Consider the following 24,298-nt stretch of genomic DNA (forward strand, 5'->3'; position numbering starts at 1 on the left):
CTTCGTATCAGCAAATAGTCCCTTCAATACCCCCAAAACAACAAATTGGTTTTACCTATAACATTGAAGTAACCGGATAGAAATATCGATTATATATAGAAGGCTGCCTTTTTTATTGTATTAGTTTTTCGGCATTAAATTACGAACGGGAGCCGTCAATCCGACGCGATTCGAGTGATACAGTTAATTAGGAGGAGCGCACAGTATCGGATTGACTTGATTCTTTTGTTTACTTTTCTCATCTAAGGAGAAAAGTAAAAGCCTCACGGCTTGAGTGGTTAGATAAATATGGAAACAAAGAAATATTAGGTATCTGTGGTGAGCGCAATCTCTGTTGGGTGAGYCATCATCAGTTGAGTTCTGTAACTCAGTTGGTATGGAGTATGTATCATGTTCTCCTTTCCGTGCGCCTATCGCACGCTTAGCTGCAGCTCAAGCAAACTTGAAGTAATCCGATAGAAATATAGATTATATATAAGGCTGCCTCTTTTGAGGCGGCCTTTTTTTATGATTTTACTTTAAAGCTAAAGCCGCATGGCTCTTACTTTCTCCATTGATGAGAAAGTAAGCAAAGAATCTAGGGTTAGAAAGGACGATCTGCTTCTACTTGAAAAACAATAAGTGCGGCGGGGTGATCTTCGAACAGGTTCTCAGCTTCCCCGTCTTACTAATTGTTTTCCTTCGTATCAGCAAATAGTCCCTTCAATACCCCCAAAACAGCAAATTGGTTTTACCTATAACATTGAAGTAACCGGATAGAAATATCGATTATATATAGAAGGCTGCCTCTTTTGAGGTGGCCTTTTTTTATGATTTTACTTTAAAGCTAAAGCCGCATGGCTCTTACTTTCTCCATTGATGAGAAAGTAAGCAAAGAATCTAGGGTTAGAAAGGACRATCTGCTCCTACTTGAAAAACAATAAGTGCGGCGGGGTGATCTTCGAACAGGTTCTCAGCTTCCCCGTCTTACTAATTGTTTTCCTTCGTATCAGCAAATAGTCCCTTCAATACCCCCAAAACAATAAATTAGCTTTACCTATAGCATTGAAGTAACCCGATAGAAATATCGATTATATATAGAAGGCTGCCTCATTTGAGGCGGCCTTTTTTATTGTATTACTTTTGTGGCATTCATTTACGAACGGGAGCCGTCAATCCGACGCGATTCGAGTGATACAGATGATTAGGAGTGATGCACAGTATCGGATTGACTTGATTCTTTTGTTTACTTTTCTCATCTAAGGAGAAAAGTAAAAGCCTCACGGCTTGAGTGAGAACAAAAACATTAACTTGGTTTCAACATTTAGCCCTTTCATTATCTAATTATCTGCAAGCTAAATTGGAATTGATACCATATAGAAGACTGCCCTCTTGAAGTGGACTTATTTAGTGTAAAAAATCACTAAAACATGTGATAAAGAATAAGATACTTTTTTCTTTCTTTGTAGCCTGTAAAATTTTAAAAGGAATTACACCATGAATTGGAACCTGAAACTAAGAAACTGGCACAGAGATTTCTCATACTTTTATGCCGGACTATTAATGGCATTCTCAATTTCCGGAATTGCATTGAACCACCGACATTCCTGGGATCCGCGTGACTATGTATATGATACAGTTGAAGTAAAATTTGACTTTCCGGAAAACAAAGATGGCATTTCAGATGAGTTTTTCCAGAAAGCTCTCAAAAATCAGGGTATCGATTTAAAATTGAATGGAACGGCCTGGAGAAGAGGTGGCTATAACCTGTACTTCGATAATGCCTACGCATATATTAATCCGTTTACGGGAGAAGGAGAAATTGAAAGTTTCAGAACACGACCAATTTTGGGTCAAATGGTAGATCTGCATAAATCGGCAAGCGATGTTTGGGTATGGTATTCCGATATTTTTGCCATTTGTGTATTGCTGATCTGTATCACAGGCTTGGTAATCACAAAAGGAAGAAATGGTTTTAAAAAACGAGGTTGGAAACTGGCACTGATCGGTGTGTTAATCCCATCGGTTTTGTGGTTCTTCCTATAAATAAAAGAAATTAAAAAAAGGCTGCTTCGTTTAAGGCAGCCTTTTTTACTTTTTACTCTTCACTTTCAATTCTTATCGAACTCAGCAGTTGAATGTTGTTGATATCGCTATAATCGTACTGTAGTAAACCTTCCGGAGAAATTACAACGAGCACATTTCCTAATGGAATTACATCATAAGGTGTTACATCCGTAAATGTACTGATATGATTTGCTGCAATGCTCAATGGGGCCGATTTGTCGTAGATTTTTAAACCTGCCGTACCATCGCAAACAAAAAGCAAATCTCCATCAATGCCCAAGCCATAAGGATTTTCCATTGCATATGATTTCAAGAGGCTTGGAGTGCTCAAATCAGTAATGTCTACAACATCTAGCTGACTGGTATTTTGACCGCACCAATTTCCTGCACGAAGTGTAATGAAGGCATAATCATCATCTACTACCACCGGGTCGCAACTCATAAAATGAGAGTATTCCGATACATATTCCGGTGCAAATGGATTGCTGATATCGTAGATGTACATGCCTCGGTTAGCACCAAAAAACAGATGATCGTTGTGAGCAAATACAGTTTCAATTCCCCAACCTAATTGCAAATTACCACTATGTATGGCTTCATTATTGTCTGATATGTCATAAATGTTTAGAGCATATGATGATTTTAGCGTGTATAACGTATTTCCCTGAATCATAAATCGAGCCATCGAACCCGCTTTACCAATGTTTGAACCATCTGCTTTCGAGCTTGCTTCAGCGGCCGAATTGGTCATGTAATCATACATTGGATAATATCTGGGTTCCTGGTATTTTTCGCTGGTTCTTTTCACTTCCCAACCAATCACAATTCCCTTTTCAGGATCAACATTTCCATACCTGTAGTTGTTGTTGGTAGGAGGCAAGCTGTAGAAAAATACATCGTCGAATCGCTTGCTTTCAGTTACCTGGTTCATATTGCTGATGTCTATTACCACCAAATCGGTGTATGAATCTGCATAGAGCATATTGTCTTTTATTGCCATATCAATATTCCCCGGAATGCTTATGAAGTTTTCAATAACAGGATTTGATGGATCGCTATTGTTGATGATATGAATGCCCTGAAACTTTTCATTTACCATGATATAATCACCATAGAAATATATTTTACCAGTCTCTTCCATACTTCTTGCGCTTTCAGATTTTACCGCATTCTTAAAATCTGTTGTACTCATATAAACAGGTTCATTAATAGTATACTCATGGGTAACATCATCGTCGCATGAGAATAGACATATGCCCATGAATAGTATTAATGAAGTTTTGATTATTGTTTTCATATCAATTGCATTTAGGAATTTGATTTTAACTTTTTCAATCTAACCTATAGATGCAAGTGAGTCGTTTTGGTTGCGTGTAAGTTTTTGAAAGTTAATTTGTAGAACGACGCAACCATATTTGTTTTGTTTCATCAAAAGAGAAACAATATGAAGAATTATGAAGACTTTGACCCCATTATTAAAACCAATCATTTTATTTGTATTTACGATTTTTCTTAGCACCCAATTAAGCGCTCAAAAAAGAATCGATGTTGTTCAACTTAAAAACGGAAATGTTTTAAAAGGTACTATTGTGCGTCAGGTTCCAGGTAAATTTTTGGAGCTGAAAACCCTCGATAAAAACTTCTGGAAGTTTGATATGGAAGACGTTGCAGAAATACGATATGAGAGGAAAAGATTAGCAAAATTTAAGCAGGATAGCCTTCCATTGAAGAACAGTAAGGTTTTTATCCATGCAAAATTTGGAGTGCTCTTAGGCAGCAATGGGAATGATAACGAGGCGCCTTTTAGTGTATTGTGTTCGGCTAATTACCGATTCAAAAATGGTCTCTCGTTGGGAGGTGGAGCAGGATTGGAAACTTTCGAAGAAACTCAAATTCCTGTATTTGCAGATATTCGTTATCATCATAAAATTGGTGGATTCAACACCTATCTGTTTTGTCAGTCGGGCTATTCGTTTGCGCTCGACGATAGGGATAATACGAATTATTATTACTATGGAGACGAAATGGAAAACGAAGGAGGCTGGTTAATTAATCCGGGAATAGGTGTTGTTTTTAGTGGAAGAGGAAACACCAGGTTGAGCCTGGGAATCGGATATCGATACCAAAAAAATAAACTCAGCTGGCATAACGATTATACCAGCGATAAAGAGATTCTGCGCGAGGAATTCAACCGAATGAGCATCCATTTGGGAATAATATTCTAAAAAGATCGTCTTATATACAAGGAGTTTAAGTAATTATTCTTACTTTCAAAATCAGGATTTATCCTGATTTTTTTGTTTAAACATGAACTGATATGGCTATTCAAATAGGGCGTTTTTCGTTTCGAGGACCTTTTGCAAATATGGATGAAATAAAAAATCGTCCGGGTCTTTTTATTATTCATAGAAATGAAAAAGATATCATTCCGATCGTAATTCACGAAACACCATTATTGAATGCCAGCATTTCAGAAGAACTTCAGAAAAAGGAATTACAACTTGGTAAAGACTGCTATGTGTCGGTTTACAATACCTTTTGCGCACTGCAATTGGATAGAGAAGAGATGATAAAAGAAATTCACGATCTCTTTCACCTGGAGAGCAAGTAGCTCAAACATTTAATAATACCCACCAAATCTTGCCGAACAGATAAAAGTCTGAATGGATTTTATATCTTTGCAATTCAAAATTAGTATAAATAATATCTGTTGGCACGAATTTTAGCAATTGATTACGGAAGAAAGAGAGTTGGCCTCGCAGTAACCGACCCAATGCAGATTATTGCAAATGGTTTGGATACTGTAGCTGCTAAAGATTTACTTGACTATCTGGAGAAATACATGAAAAGTGAAGAAGTTGAACTTTTCGTTGTAGGTTATCCAAAACAGTTGAACAATGAGGATAGTGAATCAATGAAATACCTGAAACCATTTTTGGGCAAATTGAAGAAAAAGTTTCCCGATATTCCTATTGAAATGGTTGATGAACGATTCACTTCAAAAATTGCTTTCCAAACAATGATTGATGGCGGTTTAAAAAAGAAACAACGTCAGGATAAAGCGATGATCGATAAGGTGAGTGCAACGATAATTTTACAATCGTACATGGAAACCAAACGAAACATGTTTTAGATTGTTTTAAGAGTAAATAAGATTAAAAAAAATGATATTACCGATTACAATTTATGGTCACCCTGTTTTAAGAAAGGTTGCCAAAGATATAGACGAAGATTATCCTGATTTGGAAAAATTTAAGGCAGATATGTGGCAAACCATGTATTTTGCTGATGGAGTAGGTTTGGCCGCTCCCCAAGTGGGAAAATCAATTCGAATGTTTGTTATCGATTGTTCCTCGTTTGCCGAAGAAGAACCAGAATTGGAAGGCTTCAAAAAAATGTTCATTAATGCTAAAATTACCGAACGTACAGGCGATGAGTGGACCATGTCGGAAGGATGTTTGAGTATTCCTGGTTTGAACGAAGATGTAAAACGCCCTGAATCCATTAAAATTGAGTACTACGATGAAAATTGGGAATTTCATGAAGAAGAGTATTCAGGCTATGCAGCAAGGGTAATTCAACATGAGTACGATCACCTGGAAGGAATCATGTTCACCGATTATTGTGCTCCAATTAAAAAGAGACTTTTGCGCGGAAAACTTGCCGGAATATCCAAAGGGAAATTTAAAGCAAAGTACAAATGTACGCTGCCTAAATAAAATCACAACCCTGCCAATTCGGTAGGGTTTTTTTATGCCTTTTCGGATTAATGAATAGGAACATAGTGTTCTTAATGCCATTATGTGCACCCTTTTTATTAAGAATATTTAAACTATTTATAGCATGATGCGTAAGAGCATTTATTGTTAGAACCACTAATTTAAATCTTGATATGATGAAAAAACTTATTCTACTACTTATTTTATTTACACCATTCTTGGGAAAATCGCAGGATATTGAACAATTTCTTTTGGCGGGGACCGAGGATGCTTCTAAATTGACTGAAAACTATGTAAATCCTGTAGCCAAAGGGTTTATGTATGGCCTAAATAACGGTTGGTATTCAACAGCCAGAACGCATAAAAAACTTGGATTTGATATTACTTTGGTAGCTAATTTGGCAAAAGTACCAAGTGCCGATGAGGTGTTCCAGTTTGTAGCAAGCGATTATTCGAATATCACTTTAGTGAGCGGATCGTCTGAAATTCAAACTTTAATGGGTGGTGAAAATAATACCACTTTAGCGGCAAGAATTGAGACCGATATGGGAGATTTTAAGCTAACAAATTTTACCATGCCTGATGGGATTGGTGACGATTTGCCAATGAATGCAGTTCCTTCAGCAACTTTACAAATTGGGGTTGGAATTCCTGGTATTAACTCAGACTTGAAAGTAAGATACTTGCCAAAAACAGGAACATCTGAACTGGAAATTGGAATGTTTGGGATTGGTCTTCAGAAAAGCTTATCTAAAATGTTGAAGATCGATAAAACTCCCGTTGATGTATCTGCATTAATCGCTTATACTCAATTAACATCGGAATATGATATTCAGGAAGATTCGGGCTTAAATGGTACAGGTCAGAAAATGGAATTTAAAACCAATGCCTACACTTTCCAGGCCATTGCTTCGGTAAATCTAAAACTGATTGAATTTTATGGAGCAGTTGGTTACAATACTGCAAAAATGGATGTAGATATTAAGGGAACATACGAATTGGAATATACACTGGAAGGTACAGGTTCAAGCATTACCGAAACAATCGAAGATCCGGTATCAGTAGATTTCGATGCAAGTGGCGTTCGTGCTACAATTGGTACCAGGTTAAACCTTGGTTTCTTTAAAATATTCGGAGATTACACTATTCAGGAGTACAATACAATTACGGGTGGAATCGCATTTAGCTTTAGATAACGATGAACAATCATCTATACCATCCTGTACATTAGTCAGATAGATCCTCGCTTTTTTAAGCGGGGATTTTTTTTATCCCCAGGGAATTGCTAATTTTCAACTGAACAAAAGATGTATATTGATGGATTTTAAAGAGCTCTTGCGACAACATCCTTTTCTCAGGATACTACTGCCACTAATTTTTGGAATTTTGGCAACAGAGTCGTTTGACTTATCAATTGGCTTTGTACAGATTGTTCTGATAAGTGGTTTATTGTTGAACATGGCATTTGTTGTGATTGGACGCATAAGAAGATCCAGAGAATTGAGATTGCTTCACGGTATGCTGGTATTTCTGATAATTGCAAATCTTGCTGCTTTTCGTGTACAAACCGTGAAGAAGGAAATGTATATTACTTCTACAGATGAGAACAGGAACTATTTGCTTGAGCTGAGCGAAAATCCAAATGAGAAAACGAAATTTTATTCTTGCCTTGCCAAAATTCGCAGCTCGATTTACAATGATGTTCAGAGGAAGGAAACAGCCAATGTAATTTTATACTTTCGAAAAGATAGCCTGGTAAAAGGATTAAAAACGGGAGATCGAATACTTGTAGATTCAAAGCTGAATCGGGTAAAGAATGCAGGTAATCCCAATGAATTTGATTATGCGGCTTACCTTAAAAATCGTCATGTATTATACGCATCATATGTAGAAAGCAACAAGTGGATTAAAAAAGATGGACACGCCCATTGGAACCTGAAGGCAATGGCCTGGCAATGGCGTGACCAGCTATTGCAGATCTATCGGGAACAGGGAATTAAAGATGAGGCTTTCGATATTTTGGCAGCGCTTACCCTTGGTTACAAGGCAGGTCTCGACCCTGAAGTGAAAAAAGCCTGGGGCGATGCTGGAGCTATGCATGTATTGGCGGTTTCAGGATTGCACGTTGGGATTATCTACCTGGTAACAAGTTTTATCTTATCTTTCCTGCTGAAAATCAGATATGGCAGGTGGTTCCGCGCTTTACTACTTCTCACTGTTCTTTGCATGTATGCTTTACTTACAGGCTTATCTCCATCGGTGTTGAGAGCTACCTGCATGTTTGCTTTTATTGTAATAGGAGAAAGCATGAGAAGAAAAGGCGGAATATTCAATTCCCTGGCGGCATCAGCTTTTTTCCTCTTACTTCACGATCCTTATCTGATTTATTCGGTTGGATTTCAATTTTCATACCTGGCGGTAGCGGGCATTGTTCTATTGCAGCCACGATTTGATCGCCTGATTTTGATACAAAATACAATTCTGAATAAATTTTGGCAGTTAACAACGGTTGGACTCTCTGCCCAAATTGCTACATTCCCTTTAAGCATTTATTATTTCAACCAATTTCCCTCATATTTCCTCCTGTCGGGATATGTAGTGATTTTAATGGCAGGCATACTTATTTATTTGTCGGCTTTGCTTTTGTTTTTATCCAAAATCGATTTCATCTCACATTTATTGGCCTGGATTCTCCAAACATCAGTCGAATTGCTACACCAAATCATGATATGGATTCACAACTTACCTGGAGCCGTTGTTCGCAATTTATTCTATTCTTTTTATGATGTTATCCTGTTATATCTAATCATTTGTGCTGTGATTTTTATCCTTATTGTAAAAAGGAAAAAGGCGGTATTTGCACTTATCGTTTTATTAATTGTTTACCAAATTCCCAATGCGATTCAGAATTTTCAGTCTGAAAAAAAGGAGATAATCGTTTTCAATGCAGGTAAGAATTCATTAATCGCTTTGCGACAAGCTAGAAATGTATTTTACCTGAACGATCAGAAAATGGATCCGATTAAAAAGGAATTTTTAAGCCATAATTATTCCATTAAAAACAGACTTTACACGATTGATTCTGATACGATTCGAGAAATCGATTTTCGTCGTTTCAATCATAAAGGCATTTTAATTATTGGCAAGAACAAATGCATTACAGAAGAGCTGCTTACTACTTTAAAACCTGATATCGTTTTACTTAGAAAATCGGGTTTAAAAGACTATCAAATATTAACAAAACATACGGCAGTTTGCAGTATAGTTGCCGATGGATCGGTTTACAATAAGGACATGAAACGTTTGCATGAACATGAACCAGAGAGCATGGCTAAATTGTTTGTAATAAAGGATAGAGGAGCTTTCAGAATTGATTTGTCTACTGAAAAATAATGTTGGTGTACAAAAATATAGTGTTCAATTAATGCCTTTGATTTTAGATTCCGATTTGGTAATTTAGAGAGCTTGGCTTTTTAATTTTTTTTAACGATTTATTATCGAAATTGCTCGATAATGTGTTAATTTGCCGACGAATTTTCCAAAAATTAGTTAACGGAATAAAGATATGAAGATTGTAATTGCTGGTGCAGGAGCTGTTGGAACTCATTTGGCGAAGATGTTGAGTCATCAGGATCACGATATTATTTTATTGGATCAGGATGAAGAGAAGTTGAAAGAGGTTGATTCTCATCTTGACCTGCTTACCATTGTAGGTTCAAGTTCTTCTTTGAAGGATTTAAAGGAGGCTAGCGTAAAAAAAGCCGATTTGTTCATTGCAGTTACACAGTCTGAAACTACAAATATTACATCCACAATTCTTGCCAAGAAGTTAGGTGCAATCAAAACCATTGCTCGTATCGATAACCAGGAGTACCTTATTCCTGAAAACAAAGAGTACTTGCAAAGTTTGGGAATTGATGAATTAATTTATCCTGAAAAGTTAGCCGCAAAAGAGGTGATTAGTTATCTCTCTCGTTCAGGTACTCGCCAGATGTATGAGTTTTCAGGAGGTAAATTACTGCTTTACGGAATCAAAATTAGCAGTAAATCCATTATCATGGACAAAACAATGGCCGAAGTTGCCGAAATGACTGCCGATGTTGATTTTCGTGCCGTAGCCATTAAGCGTGAGGATGTAACCATTATTCCAAGAGGACACAATAGATTCTCAAGAGGTGATCTGGTTTTTGTTGTAAGTAAACCCGAAAGTATTGAGAAAGTAATGCTTTTGGCTGGAAAGCAGAAATACGAAGTAAAAAATGCCATGATTTTGGGTGGTAGTCGTATTGGTCAGAAAACAGCGGTTGAGCTGGGACGAAAAATGAATTTGAAACTTCTTGAAATCGATAAAGAGAAGAGCTTAAAATTGGCCGACCTTTTACAGGATACCTTGGTAATTAATGGTGATGGTCGCGATAAGGAGTTACTGAAAGAGGAGGGAATCCATAAAATGGATGCTTTCGTAGCTGTTACTGGAAACTCCGAAACCAATATTCTTGCCTGTTTGCTGGCTAAAAAAATGGGCGTAAGAAGAACCATTGCCGAGGTTGAAAATATCGATTATATCGATTTGGCCGATAATATTGGTGTAGGTACAATGATTAATAAAAAGCTCCTGGCAGCGAGCTATATTTATCGCTTTACCATGGATGCCGATGTTCAGCATTGCAGGTGGCTTACCGTTTCCGATGCAGAGGTAATGGAGTTAACGGCCAAAAAAGGTTCGAAAATAACCAAAGCAAGTTTGAAGGATTTGGATTTTCCTGATGATGCCAATATTGGAGGTATCATTCGCGATGAAGATAGCATTATTGCAACAGGTGAAACCCAGATACAAGCAAACGATAAGGTTGTTGTTTTTACAATGCCTTCAGCCATTAAAAAAGTAGAAAAATTCTTTAAATAAAAGCATAAAGAGATCATTGTCAGGTCTCTTTTTCATTTTTTATAATGCTTCAGAGTTTTATCTTTGGGGTAAATCTATCCGAAAAGACGTGGTTAAGTTTAAAATTATCTTCAATATTTTGGGGAAACTTTTGGTTGGCGAAAGTTTCTTTCTTTTCCTTTCTCTGCTGGTGTCATTAATCTATCAGGAAAATGATTCAGCGGCCTTTTTAAATGCAGGTCTAATCACATTTGCAGTTGGTACCTTCAGTTATCTTATCTCTAAAGGAGTGAAGAAAGACCTTGGAAAAAGGGAAGGATACATTATTGTGAGTTTGGTATGGGTGGTTTTTTCCATTTTTGGTTGTTTGCCGTACTTGTTTAGTGGCGCAATTCCTTCGGTAACCGACGCCTTTTTCGAAACCATGTCTGGATTTACAACCACAGGTTCATCCATTTTGAATAATATTGAAGAACTGCCACACGGAATCCTGTTTTGGCGATCACTCACACAATGGATGGGAGGTATGGGAATTATTGTAATGTTCCTTGCCATTTTACCAACACTCGGCATTGGTGGTCGAGAGCTATTTGTAGCCGAAGTTCCCGGTCCTGCACCCGATAAGTTAACCCCAAGAATTAAAGAAACTGCAAGAAACCTTTGGGGATTGTACATGCTTTTTACAGCCGTAGAAACAATCATGCTGTACGCTGGTGGAATGACTTTTTTCGATGCTATTAACCACTCGCTAACCACAATGGCTACCGGAGGATACTCTACCAAACAAGCCAGTGTTGGATTCTATACTTCGCCATACATTCAGTATACAATCATCTTTTTCATGTTTGTTGCGGGTACCAATTTTACCCTTTCCTATGGAATGATAACAGGTCGCTTTACAAAAGTGTTTAAAGATGAGGAATTTAGATTCTATACTCTGGTTGTTTTGTTTTTTGCTTTTGTAATTACTCTTGGATTAATTGCAGCAGGTCATGTAACCGGCGAACAGGCTTTTCGCGATGCGCTGTTTACCGTAGTATCCATTATTACAACAACAGGTTACGCAACTGCCGATTATCTATTATGGACACCATTTTTAGGCATGCTGATTTTTGTCCTTTTCTTTGTTGGAGGATCGGCAGGATCGACGGGTGGTGGAGTAAAAGTAGTTCGTATTTTGCTTTTGTTTAAAAATAGTTTCTACGAACTCAAAAGGTTGGTGCATCCAAACGCAGTTATCCCAATCAGGTACAATTCAAAAGTTGTCGATCAGAAAACAGTAACCAATATTCTGGCCTTCTTCGTGTTTTATATCCTTATTTTCATGATGTCGGCAGTCTTAATGTCTTTCTGGACATCAGATATTTACTCTGCATTTAGTGCCGTAGCCACAACGCTGGGCAATGTCGGACCTGGTTTTGGTGAAATAGGACCCATGGAAAACTTCTACCATCTTCCCGATTTGGCAAAATGGTTCCTTGCATTCTTAATGATGCTGGGAAGATTAGAGCTGTTTACAGTTCTGGTTCTGTTTTCTCCCTCTTTTTGGAAGCATTAAACCTAAGTTCTAAAACTTTTCTTCGATAATCAAATATTTCATTCAACTTAGATTTAATAAATAAGTTATTGGCAATAGCCCCTAATATTCCAAAAGGAGGTTTATAAGATATGATATCTTTCATGATGACACCATTGGACACTTGTTCAATAATGTGTTGGTGATGCCATATAGAAAAAGGTCCAACGCGCTGTTCATCTACAAAATAGGATTTTTCCCGAACCTGAGTTATTTCTGTTACCCAAGTGGTTTTAATGCCTAAAACCGGACTTACTTTGTAGCTAATGATCATACCTGGGTACATTTTTTCATCCATCAGATTGGAAGTAATGTCGAAACCCATGTATTTGGGTGTAATTTCTTTTAAATTGATTGGCGAAGAAATAAACTCCCACACATCATCAATACTAGCATGTAAAATTTGCTCTTTATAAAATTGATAAAATGACATAATCTAAATGTTTTTAAGTGTTTCAATTTCGGATAGTATTCGTTGTGCTTCTGCATATTTTTGATCACTTTCTTTTCGGTTTATTTTTGACAATTGATGCCACTCGTTCATTAAAGTTTGATACTTTTTTTGTAGAATCTCAACTTTTGATTTTTTCTTAAATAATCCAAACATGATATTATAATTTTTACGGTTTAACACTTGATAGACCGCCGTCTACATGGATGACTTGTCCAGTAATCCAAGATGCTTTATCGGATAGAAGAAATGCTGCCATTTCAGCTATGTCAATCGCATCACCTATTTTTTGTAAGGGGTGCCGTTGCGCATTAGACTCTCTTTTTTCTTCTGAATTAAGAAATCGTGCAGATAAAGGAGTGTTGGTTAATGATGGGGCAATGATATTTACCCTTATGTGAGGAGCCCACTCGGCGGCCAATGATTTGCATAATCCTTCCAAAGCACCTTTCGAACTTGCTACCTGTGCATGAAAGTTGAATCCGTGTTGAACAACAATGCTTGAAAAAAGCACAACAGATGCTTTACCTGATATTTTTAAAGCTGGGAAAATTTCCTGTAGAATTCGAATTGCTCCTATAACCTGTAGTTGATAATCAGCAATAAAATCCTTTGCTTTGATACGGTGAAAAGGGCGTAGGTTTATGCTTCCCGGGCAGTATACAAATCCGTCAATTTGTTCTGGTAAAAAATCCAAATTCAAATCTTCATCCAACACATCAAGCTGTTGGAATTCTACATTTGGAATTTCCTTTTTTACCACGTTTTTGAAATAAGTGGCAAAAACTTGATGACCGGATTCTGACAAAAGTTTTAGGAGTTCTTTGCCAATGCCTGAAGATCCACCTATGATCACAAAATTTCCCATTCTAGTATTTTAAGTTATTTGGTCTAGCATAAATTAATTGCATAACATTGATATTACGCATATCAAAGGCGGCTTCGCAATAAGAGAGGTAATAGTTCCATTTTCGTATAAACTGCTGGTTAAATCCCAAAGCCTGCACATCTTCCAATTTGCTGTTGAATGAATTGCGCCAGGTTCTTAAAGTTTGAGCATAGTGTTTACCCATCTCTTCCAGGTGAATTGGCGTAAGATCAGAAGTCTGATTCATAGCTTTATTCAAAGCTGCAACAGATGGCAATAAGGAACCTGGAAAAATATGCTTTTGAATCCAGTCAACCCCTTTTTTCATTTCTGAAAAACGAGAATCGGGGCAGGTAATTACTTGCAAGGCAAGCAATCCTTCTTTGCTCAGCAAATCATTAATTTTAGAGAAAAATGGTTTGTAAAACCGATGTCCAACGGCCTCCAGCATTTCAATCGAAACAATTTTATCGAACTTGCCTTTTACCAATCGGTAATCTTTAAACAGAATGTTTACGCGATTTTCAAGACCTGCTTTTTGAACTCTTTTTTTGGCATACGCATATTGCTCTTTGGATATTGTAATTGCACTTACTTGCACATCGTAGTTTTCTGCCAGGAAGATGGACATTCCGCCCCAACCACATCCAATTTCAAGAATTCTATCGCCCTTTTTTATCTTCAGTTTTTCCGATATCATTCGATATTTTTCCAACTGAGCATCATAAATCGAAGTTTTTTCATTTGTAAAATAAGCCGAAGAATAGGTCATACTTTTATCCAGCCAAAGGGAATAAAAATCGTTGCTTAAATCGTAATGTGCAGCGATGTTTTTTTTCGAATTGGCAATGGTATTGTCGCGCAGTTTATGAATGAACTGATTGCCTGCTTTAAACAGGTTAAAAACAATTGATTTCATTTTGCTGCCCGAAACACCCGGAGCATTATCCAAATTGGCAATTACCCATTTAATCACTGATGTGATATCGGAGGTTTTCCACAACTGATTCTCGTATGCCTCACCAAAACCAATATCACCGTAAAGGAATAATTGATTGTAAAAATCTGTCGAAACTATTTGAATATCGGCTTTTATACTTGAATTAGGATTCCCAAAGTGTAAAAGCATTTTGTTTGGCAAACTAATTTCAATATATCCTTTGTCCATTCTGGATATCAATTTTAAGAACATTCGTTCCTTAAAACTGATTTTGTGCTGAAGTGTTAAAGTCTTTTCCATATTCTTTTCTTCTATTTTTTCGTGTATGTCTATTCTCAAATTTTTTCATTCGATTCGTCTGTAAATCAAGATGTTCTTCTTTTTTGAAATAGGGAATTCCCAATAGTAAAAGCTTAAATGCCTGGTAATGAATTAGAAATATCACCTGTAGTGTAATGAATGGGAACAAGAAAACATACTTGAGAACTGTCCAGTTGGTTAAGGCTTGCTTTTTACCTGTTAAGCTTGCTGTAAAAATTCTTTTGCTGCCTCTGTAATCGTCTATTCTATTGGATAAACTATCATTTGGAATTTCCAGATTAAAATCAAAATCAACATCATGATCTATAAACGGGGAGACATAAAAGTTTTTGCACTTTCTGGTGGAAAAAGTATTGGAGCTTAATTGATCTTTTGTTAGCAGAAAAAGTTTCATTTCCCCAAATGTATTATTCACCTCTGCAATACAGGCAAATGCCTTGTCATCTTTATCGAAGCAATAGTAAAAAGAGACCGGGTTAAACTGGTATCCCAAGGTACACAGGTTGGTAAGCAGGCCAATTCTTTTTGGGAAAATATCAATATTGTTTTCCTGTAAAAATTGCTCTATCTGACTTCTTGTTGATTGTACTTTACTTTCATCGAGTTGGAGGTGATCCTGATCACGAAAGTTGAAATAGTTGAAGCGATTGTAACTGATTAGCCATATTTTGTTTGCGATGGTTTGAATTTCGTCCATGTCGATATAAAACAGGAAACTACGGTAGCTGAATGTACGATTCACCTTTTCCATTCTTGCGTGATACACATTGCATGAATAAAGGGCCGAGTGTACTATTTTACCATTCTTTTTCATCCTGCTTTTAATTGAATTCTGTTTTCTTCATGAAGTATTTTATTGGCCAATTGAACAGCCGAAGCATATGCATCCTCATGAAACCCGTATCGGAAATAGCTTCCGCAGAAATAGATAGATCCATCGCTATTTAGTTCTTGTAATCTTTTTTGTGCCTCGAAAGATTCGAGAGTAAATATTGGGTGAAAATAGGTCAAAACCTTGTGTATTTTCTTTTCATTCAAATCGATAGGGTTGATGGAAACAAAATAATGCTCCTTTTCAGATACATTTTGCAATGAATTCATATTGTAAATGGTTGTTGTTCTGTTTTCTCCATTCTTTCGATCGATCAGGTAATTCCAACTCGACCAAACCTTTTTGTTTTTAGGCATCACGCCAGTGTCGGAATGCAGTACCGCCAAATTTTCCTGGTACTGAAATTTTGAAAGTAAGTTCTGCTGTAAATCTGTTGGCTTCGAGAGCATTCGCAAAGCTTCATTTGCATGAGCTGCAACGATTACCTTATCGAACAAGTAACGCTCACCATTGTGACAATGCACTTCGATTTGATCTTTTACTTTCTTGACCGAGCTGATTTTTGAATTGGTTTTAATGCGATTGATAAAAGGTGCTATCAATCTTTTTTTATAGGATTCACTGCCATTTTCAACCGTATACCACTGAAAATGTGTATCTAAACCCAACATGCCATGATTCTTAAAGAAACGAACCAGACTTTCGGCCGGAAATTTTAAACTGGTACCTGGCGGTGTTGACCAAATGGCAGAACTCATTGGAAGCAGGTATTTTTCCATAAAGTCCTGATTGTAGCCTTTAAGTTTGGTGTAATCTGCAATACTAAACTGGCCTAAATGTCCATTATTTAAATCCTGAATACTCTCTTTATTAAAGCGATTGATCTGCCACAGCATTTTGATATAACGCGGACTGAATATGTTTTTCTTTTGTGCAAACAATCCACTCAAACCCGAACCGCAATATTCCAAACCGCTGGTTTTGTGCTGAACACTAAAACTCATACTAGTCTTTTTAATGGGCACTTGTAGCTGTTCGAATAGCTGAATCAGGTGTGGGTACGTCTGTTTATTGAATACCATAAAACCTGTATCGATGGGGATTTCGATACCATCCTCTTCAACAAAAACAGTGTTCGTGTGCCCACCTATGTAATTATTTTTTTCAAACAATGTAAGGTCAAAATGATTTTGCAACAAGTGCGCAGCCCCCATTCCGGCAATACCAGTTCCTATAATCGCTAATTTTTCTTTCATTCTGTTGTTGATTTATGGCCCAAGTTCTGGGTATTGTAACAATGCTTTGTAACTACTGCCTTTCGGATTTCTGATATTCGAAATGCCTTCATATTTTAATATGCGGCGGGTGTCGGAGTCGTAAGAAATGTAAATCGGATTCATTAAAACCCGAAGCAATGCGCTCTGACTTTCCATTTTTAGAACAACCATCTTATCGTTTTGCTCTTTCTCTTTTACCCTGTATATCCTAAAACTGAAATAGTCCTGAAAAGCTACCGACAGGAAATTAAAATCCAGCTTTTGTTCTGATAGGATTTGATCCCAATTCTCTTTAATGAAATAGTTGAATCCACCATCAACAATGGCAGGCTCGGGCACAAATAGGCTTTTCTCTTTCAGCTTACTTTTTTTGTTTTTTTTGTACCTGATATCAAATTGGTTATTGCCTCTATAAGTTACCTCTTCTAATAAACCACTTCGATTATCAGTTAATCGGTAAGTAGGTTTTTGAAATGAATTTCGAAAGTCGAGTTCTCTTTTTGCAAATTCGTTATTCTCATCACACACAAAGGATGTAATGGTTCTAATGTGCTTTCCTTCTTCAAAGAGTTCTTTGTGAATCTCTTTGTAGATAAATTCCAATGATTTGTTGTCAATGGCAATTCCTTCGTAGGTGTTGTCATTACTACCCGAGCTAAAACCATAAAAAAGGAATGCAGCGAATACAATAAGTATATTTTTCATGGTGTTATTCTTTTAATTTGGATTTCGTTTGCTAAATAAATAGTGACTGATGCTCCATTCTTTACCTTGCTTAAACCCCCATAATTCGGCACAAGCCATAAAAAAGATGCGCCAATACACCCACCATTTTTTTGCTTCGCTGTGACCATAGGTGCTTTCAAAAATGGAAAGAATCTCATTTTTGTTGGAATCCATTCTTTTCAGCCATGCTTCAGCGGTTTTTTGGTAATGAACACCATTCATGTGCCAGCGTTGTTCAATGCTTAAATGATCCTGAAAATGATCGAAGAGTTGTTCACCAGGCATAATTCCACCGGTAAAAAAATATTTCGACATCCAGTCGCTGGAATCTTTCACCTCAAACTTGTAAGTAAGTTTTGTATGAGAGAAGATATGTACAAAGAGTTTTCCGGCTGGCTTTAAAAAGTTATCGATGCGATAAAGCAACTCCTGATAATTACGCATGTGCTCAAACATTTCAACCGAAACCACTCTGTCGAAGAGTTGATCGCTTGTAAAATCGTTCATGTCTGCAGTAATCACTTTCAAGTTTGTAATGCCAGATTTTAGAGCATGACTATTGATAAACTCTCTTTGCGAATTGGAGTTAGAGACTACGGTAATTCTTGAATTGGGGAATTTATTTGCCATAAATATACTCAAGGATCCCCAACCGCAACCAAGTTCTAAAATGTCTTGTCCATCCCTTAATTCTGCTCTTTCAACACTAAGTTCAAGCATTCTTTTTTCCGCTTGATTTAAGTTTTCTATCGACTCATCCCAATATCCGCAAGAGTATTTAAGATATTTTCCCAATACGCTTTCAAAAAAGCTGGCCGGCAATTCATAATGCTGATCATTAGCAGCCTTAGTTTCAATCGCAATAGGGCTGTTCTTCAGTTCTTTAATTAATTCAGGCAAATTGTAATTTTCCCTCTCTTCTCTTAATCTTTGCTTTAGTAAGCTTCTAATTTTAACCCTGATTAAGCTATCGGGAATGATTCCTTTCTCTATAATATTTGTATACCACATGATTTTTATTTTAAGGCATTTTTATGAATGGTTATTATTTTCAGCGCATGCATCATTCTCATGATTACATATGATGGATCAAACTCGAACCATCGACGAGCAAAATTTGCTTTCCAGGGTTGTGCATGATGATTATTGTGAAGAGCTTCTCCACCCAAAAAAATCTCAATAGGGAAGAGGTTTGTCGAATGATTGTCTTGCTTAAAATTTTTATAACCAATTTTGTGCGAGAACCAGTTGATAATTGCACCATGTATTGGACTCATAAAAAAGTGAACAGGAAGCAAGAAGAAAAAGTAAATATTGGGAGCATATAAAATGTAAATTGCTATGTAAACTCCAGCCCACATTAATCTTGATAGCCATGATTCTGAAATTTTTTCGAATTTCTCCCAACGGGGAATCCGCATGCTCAATTCTTTCTCAATAGCAAGATCTCTGTTCTTGATCTTCGCATAATAATCATAGGTTTTAAGCATGAACGAAAAAATATTACCAGAATGCTCAGGTGAGTGAGGATCTTTTTCGTTTTCGGCATGCATGTGGTGAATGCGATGCATGTAAGCATAAGCAAACGGATTGAGGTAGGAAGTACCTTGAGCTATCCAGGTTGCAATGAAAAATGCTTTTTCCCAGAAACGATTCATTTTAAACATAGAGTGAGCTGCATAGCGATGCAAAAATACCGTTTGAAAAAATAGGCTGGCGTACCAGTGAAGTAATATGAACACTAGAATAATCATGGCGATAAATTTGATTTCGTTTGTAGTTTATTTGGAATCGATCCAAACTATACAGGAAACATATTTATCGGGAAAAGGTTCGGAATTTGGGTAAGAAAATGGTGTTTTGGAAAAGCAGACCTGGATTTTCAATATAATCTATGCTATTTAATAAAATATCATAAGTCTAAAGAAACGATTGGAAACAGCGCATTATCAAAAGCTTTTGAATTGACTAATTTTATCATTAATCAATAAAAATAAATTATTTATCATGAAAATATAACATTTTACAATTAATGCCGTACACTGTTCAGTTATACTTAATAAAATAAATTGTCTATACATTTTAAACAATCTTTAATTTAACTCATGAAAAACATTTCGGAATACAACCATCTTATCGAGAAAGAGATGGAGAAGTTTAGGAAGGAATCTGGAAAAATTCTAAAGAAATTTGAAACCACATTTAATAAGGGGAATATGGTTGCAACACATCATTTTACCAATGCAAATCCTGATATGATACGCTTTATAAAGGCGGAATTTGAAAAGGCTGGTTTTGCACCTGAATTTATTGGTAACAGACCGGAAGGTCATATTGTATTGAGGGTAAGTTTGCTAAAATCCGCCGGATACGTAGCATAAATTTTTCATAGATTTGTAACAAAAATGCCGACTTTTCTGTCGGCATTTTTTATTTGGATTAATAAATCAATTCTCCTATTCCGGGGCGAATTACCTCAAAATCACCATCGGTACAATCTATAATTGTTGAGGCTGTATTGTTTCCATACCCGCCATCAATAATCAGATCAACTTTACCACTGTATTTTTCATGAATCAGCTCAGGGTCTGTGGTATACTCTATCACTTCATCCGGGTCGTTAATGGAAGTGGTCATAATTGGATTTCCCAATTCTTCTACAATTCTTAAAGGAATATAATGGTCAGGAACTCGAATCCCAACCGTTTTTTTCTTGCTCTTAAATAATTTAGGAACATTGTTGCTTGCCGCCAAAATAAAGGTAAAAGCACCAGGTAGGTTCTTTTTCATTACTTTAAAAATGGAATTGTCCACTTTTGCGTATTCGGATAAATTGCTTAAACTATTGCAAATCAGCGAGAAGTTTCCTTTTTCTGCTGTTGTTCCTTTTAACTTGGCAATACGCTGTATGGCCTTGTTGTTGGTTATATCGCATCCAATTGCGTAAACCGTGTCGGTGGGATAAATAATGATTCCACCATCCTTTAGTACATCAACTATTTGCCGAAATTCCCTGTGATTGGGATTATCGGGATACAATTTTAAGAGCATTACGTAGTGGTTATGGGTTATTTCGGGAACTAAAGATATAAGTTTCTGCTTATTGAGAGCACAGATTCAGCTTATTTATTTTCAGTCCAAAACATATTATTCTGATTTGTATAAAAGAAAAAAGGAATGCGAAGTGCATTCCTTTTAAATTATTTAGTGTATTGAAATTAGCCATTTAGCTTATTATAGTCTGCTAAGAATTGCTCCAATCCATTATCGGTTAATGGGTGTTTTAACAAACCAGTAATTGCATTTAATGGACAAGTGGCAACATCGGCACCCGCTTCAACACATTGTATCATATGCATTGTGTGACGAATTGAAGCAGCCAGAACCTGGGTTTCAAATCCATAATAGCTGTTCATGTCCACAATCTGACGAATCAATTCGATTCCATCAGTTGAAATGTCATCAAGTCTTCCAACAAAAGGAGAAACGTATGTAGCTCCGGCTTTTGCGGCTAATAATGCCTGACCTACCGAAAAAATTAAGGTACAGTTGGTTCTGATTCCCTTTGTGCTTAAATATTTAACAGCCTTGATCCCATTTTTGGTGCAAGGAACTTTAACAACAATTTGTGGATGTAATGCAGCCAATTCTTCACCTTCCGAAATCATTCCTTCAAAATCTGTGGCAATAACTTCTGCACTAACGTCGCCATCAACGATATCGCAAATATCAACATAGTGTTGTTTGATGTTTTCTTCACCTTTGATTCCCTCCTTAGCCATAAGAGATGGGTTAGTTGTTACACCGTCAAGAACTCCTAAATCTTGTGCTTCTTTAATCTGATCCAGATTAGCTGTGTCAATAAAAAACTTCATTTTACGATTTTTTGTTTGTTTTTAAGTCGAAAACGAAAATACATTAAATTCTGATGAAGAACAAAGCGATCTTGTTTTTAAACCAATGATTATAAAAATACAAGACATGAAATTATTTTCGTGCTGGAATTGTTCGTAAATAAAGTTGATGGGAGAATAAAAGAAAAGAGCCGATGGAGGGACTCGAACCCATCCCGAGCCTTCGGGACTGATTACAAATCAGCTTTGATTTGTTTTGAAGAATCGTTTGTCACGATTCAAAGAAAAGAGCCGATGGAGGGACTCGAACCCACGACCTGCTGATTACAAATCAGCTGCTCTAGCCAGCTGAGCTACATCGGCGAATTTTAGAGCCATTGACGAGATTTGAACTCGTGACCTCTTCCTTACCAAGGAAGCGCTCTACCCCTGAGCTACAACGGCAAAGTAACAATTTAAACTTAGATATTTCTAAGCATGAGAGCCGGTGGAGGGACTCGAACCCATCCCGAAGCCTCGGGACTGATTACAAATCAGCTTTGATTTGTTTTAGTTCAAATCGCAACAACGATTCCATTTGATGAGCCGGTGGAGGGACTCGAACCCACGACCTGCTGATTACAAATCAGCTGCTCTAGCCAGCTGAGCTACATCGGCAATTGCTACTTGCAAAAATATTTTAAAGAACGAAAGAAAGTCGTTAAACTTTCTTTTTAGTTTTTGATGAGCCGGTGGAGGGACTCGAACCCATCCCGAAGCCTCGGGACTGATTACAAATCAGCTTTGATTTGTTTTGGTTCAAAATCGCAACAACGATTCATTCTGATGAGCCGGTGGAGGGACTCGAACCCACGACCTGCTGATTACAAATCAGCTGCTCTAGCCAGCTGAGCTACATCGGCATTTTTTATTCCTTAAAAGGCATAAAAAAGTGGGTAAACAACTATGTCGCACCGCTTCGACCACCTACCCTTGCTGCCTTCCGACCCTGGGGGGATTCAGTAGGAGCTGGTCGCATAGTGCTTACCCGACGACAAAAGTAGAAAAAAGTTGTTTCCCCGCAAATAAAAAGTGGAACTTCTTCCCACAAAATTTCACATGAAGGCAGCAAGCGTTTTATTTTCAGAGAAATAATTTTTCAAAAAAAAATCAAAATCTTTTCATTTTTCTATCCGCTTAGTAAAAACAATGGTTTCGGATTGTAATAATTAAGCTTTTTTAAGTGATACTTTACCGTAAAAACGGATATCTTTGTGTTCGATTAATCACAATTGAATTTAAAATGTACTATAGATCTCTATTTAAACACTCCTTTTTATTTGGATCGTTGGTGGGAGCCGTATTAATATTGGCGTCATTAACCTTTTATTGGAAAGATGTTTCTATTTTCAATCCTACTCTGTTATTCATTAACAGGGCTCTTATTATGCTGGGAATTTATTTTGGAGTAAGAAAATATCGCGATGAAGTACTTTTTGGTGTGATTTCTTATGGTAGGGCCTTTGTTGCGGGTGTTTTAATGATTGCTGTTGCATCATCCTTTTATGCGCTTTATATCTATGTTCTAACCCGCTATTTCGATGCCAGCATTTTAAAGGAGACACTAGACTTAGTCGAAAAAGGAATGGTTCAGCTTGGGTACGAAAAAGATTTGATAGACGTTCTAATGAAATTCTACAGAAAAATTACACCTGAAGCTTTTGCATTTGGCCAGTGGTTTAGTAAAATGATGGCAGGTGTTTTCTTCTCTTTAATTGTAGCCTTCTTTTTTAGACAAAAGAGAAATTTGTTTAATAACAGTCCTATTGATAAATTTAACGGTTCAAAAAATCAATAAATACAAAGTATGGATATTTCAGTTGTAGTTCCATTGTTTAATGAGGAAGAATCGATTCCGGAATTGGTGACATGGATTGATAAGATAATGTCACAAAATAACTTCAGTCATGAGATTATAATGGTTGATGATGGAAGTAATGATACCTCGTGGGAGGTAATTGAAAAATTGCAACAGAAATATGCAGCTGTACGCGGTATCAAATTCAGAAGAAATTACGGAAAATCTGCCGCTCTTTTCAGTGGATTCGAGGTAGCACAAGGAGATGTAGTAATTACTATGGATGCCGACTTACAGGATTCTCCTGATGAAATTCCTGAATTGTACAGAATGATAAAAGAAGATGGGTTTGATTTGGTTTCTGGCTGGAAGAGAAAGCGTTATGATCCAATATCAAAAACAATTCCAAGTAAGTTTTTCAATAGAACAGCCCGTGCCATGTCGGGAATCAAACTGCACGATTTTAATTGTGGTTTAAAAGCTTACAAGGGCAAAGTTGTTAAAAGTATTGAGGTGTATGGTGAAATGCACAGGTATATCCCAATACTTGCAAAACAAGCTGGCTTTGTAAAGATTACGGAAAAAATTGTTCAGCACCAGGAAAGAAAATATGGTGTTACCAAATTTGGCTTGAGTCGATTCATTAATGGTTTCCTCGATCTGTTATCCATTACTTTTATCAGTAAGTTTGGGAAAAAACCAATGCACTTTTTTGGTTTATTGGGCACATTAATGTTTTTCATCGGATTTTTTGCTTCCGCCTGGATCGGTTTCCAGAAAATCTATAGCCTGAGTCAGGGAGTTAAAGCGCCACTGGTTACCGATAGTCCTTACTTTTATATTGCATTGGCAACCATGATTATTGGTACTCAGCTCTTTTTAACTGGTTTTGTTGCAGAATTGGTTAGTCGAAGCTCTTCTGAAAGAAATACTTACCAAATCGAAAAAGAAATTTGATTCTTCCGA

The 24,298-nt window shown here is 36.8% G+C and carries 24 protein-coding genes, 4 tRNA genes and 1 other RNA gene; 12 read left to right on the forward strand and 17 right to left on the reverse strand.

Annotated elements, in window-relative coordinates:
* Window positions 1-1,476: 1,476 nt before the first annotated feature.
* The gene (locus ELS83_RS15330) at window positions 1,477-2,025 is read left to right on the forward strand and encodes a PepSY-associated TM helix domain-containing protein (protein ID WP_171596434.1); all 549 of its coding nucleotides are present in this window, start codon (window positions 1,477-1,479) and stop codon (window positions 2,023-2,025) included.
* 52 nt (window positions 2,026-2,077) lie between these two features.
* On the opposite strand, the gene ELS83_RS15335 is transcribed toward ELS83_RS15330, so the two are convergent.
* Window positions 2,078-3,343 carry an LVIVD repeat-containing protein gene (locus ELS83_RS15335; RefSeq protein WP_171596435.1) on the reverse strand — a complete coding sequence of 422 codons (1,266 nt, stop codon included), beginning with the start codon at window positions 3,341-3,343 and terminating at the stop codon, window positions 2,078-2,080.
* 157 nt (window positions 3,344-3,500) lie between these two features.
* Here ELS83_RS15335 and ELS83_RS15340 point away from each other — a divergent pair, with 157 nt between their 5' ends.
* From ELS83_RS15340 to ELS83_RS15375, 8 genes are all read left to right on the forward strand, one after another.
* Window positions 3,501-4,271 (forward strand): hypothetical protein, encoded by a 771-nt coding sequence (locus tag ELS83_RS15340; RefSeq protein WP_171596436.1) that lies wholly within the window; start codon window positions 3,501-3,503, stop codon window positions 4,269-4,271.
* Window positions 4,272-4,363: 92 nt separating this feature from the next.
* On the forward strand, window positions 4,364-4,657 hold the full coding sequence (locus tag ELS83_RS15345; RefSeq protein WP_171596437.1) for a hypothetical protein: 294 nt from the start codon (window positions 4,364-4,366) through the stop codon (window positions 4,655-4,657).
* A 99-nt stretch (window positions 4,658-4,756) separates the two neighbouring features.
* On the forward strand, window positions 4,757-5,179 hold the full coding sequence (ruvX, locus tag ELS83_RS15350) for a Holliday junction resolvase RuvX (RefSeq protein ID WP_171596438.1): 423 nt from the start codon (window positions 4,757-4,759) through the stop codon (window positions 5,177-5,179).
* 31 nt (window positions 5,180-5,210) lie between these two features.
* Window positions 5,211-5,765: a peptide deformylase gene (def, locus tag ELS83_RS15355; protein WP_171596439.1), complete on the forward strand. Its 555-nt coding sequence runs from the start codon at window positions 5,211-5,213 to the stop codon at window positions 5,763-5,765.
* A gap of 176 nt (window positions 5,766-5,941) precedes the next feature.
* Window positions 5,942-6,961, forward strand: coding sequence for a DUF6588 family protein (locus ELS83_RS15360; RefSeq protein ID WP_171596440.1), 1,020 nt, complete (start codon window positions 5,942-5,944; stop codon window positions 6,959-6,961).
* Window positions 6,962-7,082: 121 nt separating this feature from the next.
* A complete protein-coding gene (locus ELS83_RS15365; protein WP_171596441.1) occupies window positions 7,083-9,158 on the forward strand; it encodes a ComEC/Rec2 family competence protein in 2,076 nt (691 codons plus the stop codon).
* Window positions 9,159-9,330: 172 nt separating this feature from the next.
* Window positions 9,331-10,671, forward strand: a complete 1,341-nt coding sequence (gene trkA, locus ELS83_RS15370; protein WP_171596442.1) for a Trk system potassium transporter TrkA — start codon at window positions 9,331-9,333, stop codon at window positions 10,669-10,671.
* A gap of 118 nt (window positions 10,672-10,789) precedes the next feature.
* Window positions 10,790-12,208 carry a TrkH family potassium uptake protein gene (locus ELS83_RS15375; RefSeq protein ID WP_216616596.1) on the forward strand — a complete coding sequence of 473 codons (1,419 nt, stop codon included), beginning with the start codon at window positions 10,790-10,792 and terminating at the stop codon, window positions 12,206-12,208.
* Here ELS83_RS15375 and ELS83_RS15380 read toward each other — a convergent pair.
* Genes ELS83_RS15380 through ELS83_RS15420 form a run of 9 tightly spaced genes read right to left on the reverse strand, consistent with a single transcriptional unit; the run spans window position 12,165 to window position 19,395 of the window.
* Complete coding sequence (locus ELS83_RS15380) at window positions 12,165-12,659, reverse strand: SRPBCC family protein (protein WP_171596444.1); 495 nt, start codon at window positions 12,657-12,659, stop codon at window positions 12,165-12,167. The genes ELS83_RS15375 and ELS83_RS15380 overlap by 44 nt on opposite strands.
* Window positions 12,660-12,662: 3 nt before the next feature.
* On the reverse strand, window positions 12,663-12,833 hold the full coding sequence (locus ELS83_RS15385; protein ID WP_171596445.1) for a Lacal_2735 family protein: 171 nt from the start codon (window positions 12,831-12,833) through the stop codon (window positions 12,663-12,665).
* A gap of 13 nt (window positions 12,834-12,846) precedes the next feature.
* Complete coding sequence (locus ELS83_RS15390; RefSeq protein WP_171596446.1) at window positions 12,847-13,545, reverse strand: SDR family NAD(P)-dependent oxidoreductase; 699 nt, start codon at window positions 13,543-13,545, stop codon at window positions 12,847-12,849.
* Window position 13,546: 1 nt separating this feature from the next.
* Window positions 13,547-14,785, reverse strand: coding sequence for an SAM-dependent methyltransferase (locus ELS83_RS15395; protein ID WP_171596447.1), 1,239 nt, complete (start codon window positions 14,783-14,785; stop codon window positions 13,547-13,549).
* The gene (locus ELS83_RS15400; RefSeq protein ID WP_171596448.1) at window positions 14,745-15,620 is read right to left on the reverse strand and encodes a DUF1365 domain-containing protein; all 876 of its coding nucleotides are present in this window, start codon (window positions 15,618-15,620) and stop codon (window positions 14,745-14,747) included. The genes ELS83_RS15395 and ELS83_RS15400 overlap by 41 nt, the downstream gene beginning before the upstream one ends.
* Complete coding sequence (locus ELS83_RS15405) at window positions 15,617-16,894, reverse strand: NAD(P)/FAD-dependent oxidoreductase (protein ID WP_171596449.1); 1,278 nt, start codon at window positions 16,892-16,894, stop codon at window positions 15,617-15,619. The genes ELS83_RS15400 and ELS83_RS15405 overlap by 4 nt, the downstream gene beginning before the upstream one ends.
* A 12-nt stretch (window positions 16,895-16,906) precedes the next feature.
* Window positions 16,907-17,620 (reverse strand): hypothetical protein, encoded by a 714-nt coding sequence (locus ELS83_RS15410; protein ID WP_171596450.1) that lies wholly within the window; start codon window positions 17,618-17,620, stop codon window positions 16,907-16,909.
* Window positions 17,621-17,632: 12 nt separating this feature from the next.
* Complete coding sequence (locus ELS83_RS15415; protein WP_171596451.1) at window positions 17,633-18,652, reverse strand: SAM-dependent methyltransferase; 1,020 nt, start codon at window positions 18,650-18,652, stop codon at window positions 17,633-17,635.
* A 5-nt stretch (window positions 18,653-18,657) separates the two neighbouring features.
* Window positions 18,658-19,395, reverse strand: a complete 738-nt coding sequence (locus tag ELS83_RS15420) for an acyl-CoA desaturase (RefSeq protein ID WP_171596452.1) — start codon at window positions 19,393-19,395, stop codon at window positions 18,658-18,660.
* Between the two features lie 351 nt (window positions 19,396-19,746).
* On the opposite strand from ELS83_RS15420, the gene ELS83_RS15425 reads away from it, so the two are divergent.
* Window positions 19,747-20,022, forward strand: coding sequence for a hypothetical protein (locus tag ELS83_RS15425; RefSeq protein ID WP_171596453.1), 276 nt, complete (start codon window positions 19,747-19,749; stop codon window positions 20,020-20,022).
* 58 nt (window positions 20,023-20,080) lie between these two features.
* Here the strand turns inward: ELS83_RS15425 and ELS83_RS15430 are convergent, their stop codons facing one another.
* The 7 genes from ELS83_RS15430 to ffs all read right to left on the reverse strand — a co-directional run bounded on the left by ELS83_RS15430 (window position 20,081) and on the right by ffs (window position 22,523).
* Window positions 20,081-20,692 carry an L-threonylcarbamoyladenylate synthase gene (locus ELS83_RS15430; RefSeq protein ID WP_171596454.1) on the reverse strand — a complete coding sequence of 204 codons (612 nt, stop codon included), beginning with the start codon at window positions 20,690-20,692 and terminating at the stop codon, window positions 20,081-20,083.
* 167 nt (window positions 20,693-20,859) lie between these two features.
* Window positions 20,860-21,516 (reverse strand): fructose-6-phosphate aldolase, encoded by a 657-nt coding sequence (fsa, locus tag ELS83_RS15435; RefSeq protein ID WP_171596455.1) that lies wholly within the window; start codon window positions 21,514-21,516, stop codon window positions 20,860-20,862.
* A 268-nt stretch (window positions 21,517-21,784) separates the two neighbouring features.
* Window positions 21,785-21,858, reverse strand: a tRNA-Thr gene (locus ELS83_RS15440).
* A gap of 9 nt (window positions 21,859-21,867) precedes the next feature.
* Window positions 21,868-21,939, reverse strand: a tRNA-Thr gene (locus ELS83_RS15445).
* A gap of 139 nt (window positions 21,940-22,078) precedes the next feature.
* Window positions 22,079-22,152, reverse strand: a tRNA-Thr gene (locus tag ELS83_RS15450).
* Between the two features lie 171 nt (window positions 22,153-22,323).
* Window positions 22,324-22,397 (reverse strand) — tRNA-Thr (locus ELS83_RS15455).
* A gap of 29 nt (window positions 22,398-22,426) precedes the next feature.
* Window positions 22,427-22,523, reverse strand: an RNA gene (ffs, locus tag ELS83_RS15460) — signal recognition particle sRNA small type.
* A 254-nt stretch (window positions 22,524-22,777) separates the two neighbouring features.
* Here ffs and ELS83_RS15465 point away from each other — a divergent pair.
* Both ELS83_RS15465 and ELS83_RS15470 read left to right on the forward strand, forming a co-directional pair.
* Window positions 22,778-23,332 carry a DUF4199 domain-containing protein gene (locus ELS83_RS15465; protein WP_171596456.1) on the forward strand — a complete coding sequence of 185 codons (555 nt, stop codon included), beginning with the start codon at window positions 22,778-22,780 and terminating at the stop codon, window positions 23,330-23,332.
* 9 nt (window positions 23,333-23,341) lie between these two features.
* Entirely contained in the window at window positions 23,342-24,289 is a 948-nt protein-coding gene (locus ELS83_RS15470; protein ID WP_171596457.1) for a glycosyltransferase family 2 protein, read from the forward strand.
* Window positions 24,290-24,298 lie beyond the last annotated feature (9 nt).

Origin of the sequence: Marinifilum caeruleilacunae, from assembly GCF_013141825.1 — a bacterium.
In the GTDB taxonomy this organism is placed as follows: domain Bacteria; phylum Bacteroidota; class Bacteroidia; order Bacteroidales; family Marinifilaceae; genus Marinifilum; species Marinifilum caeruleilacunae.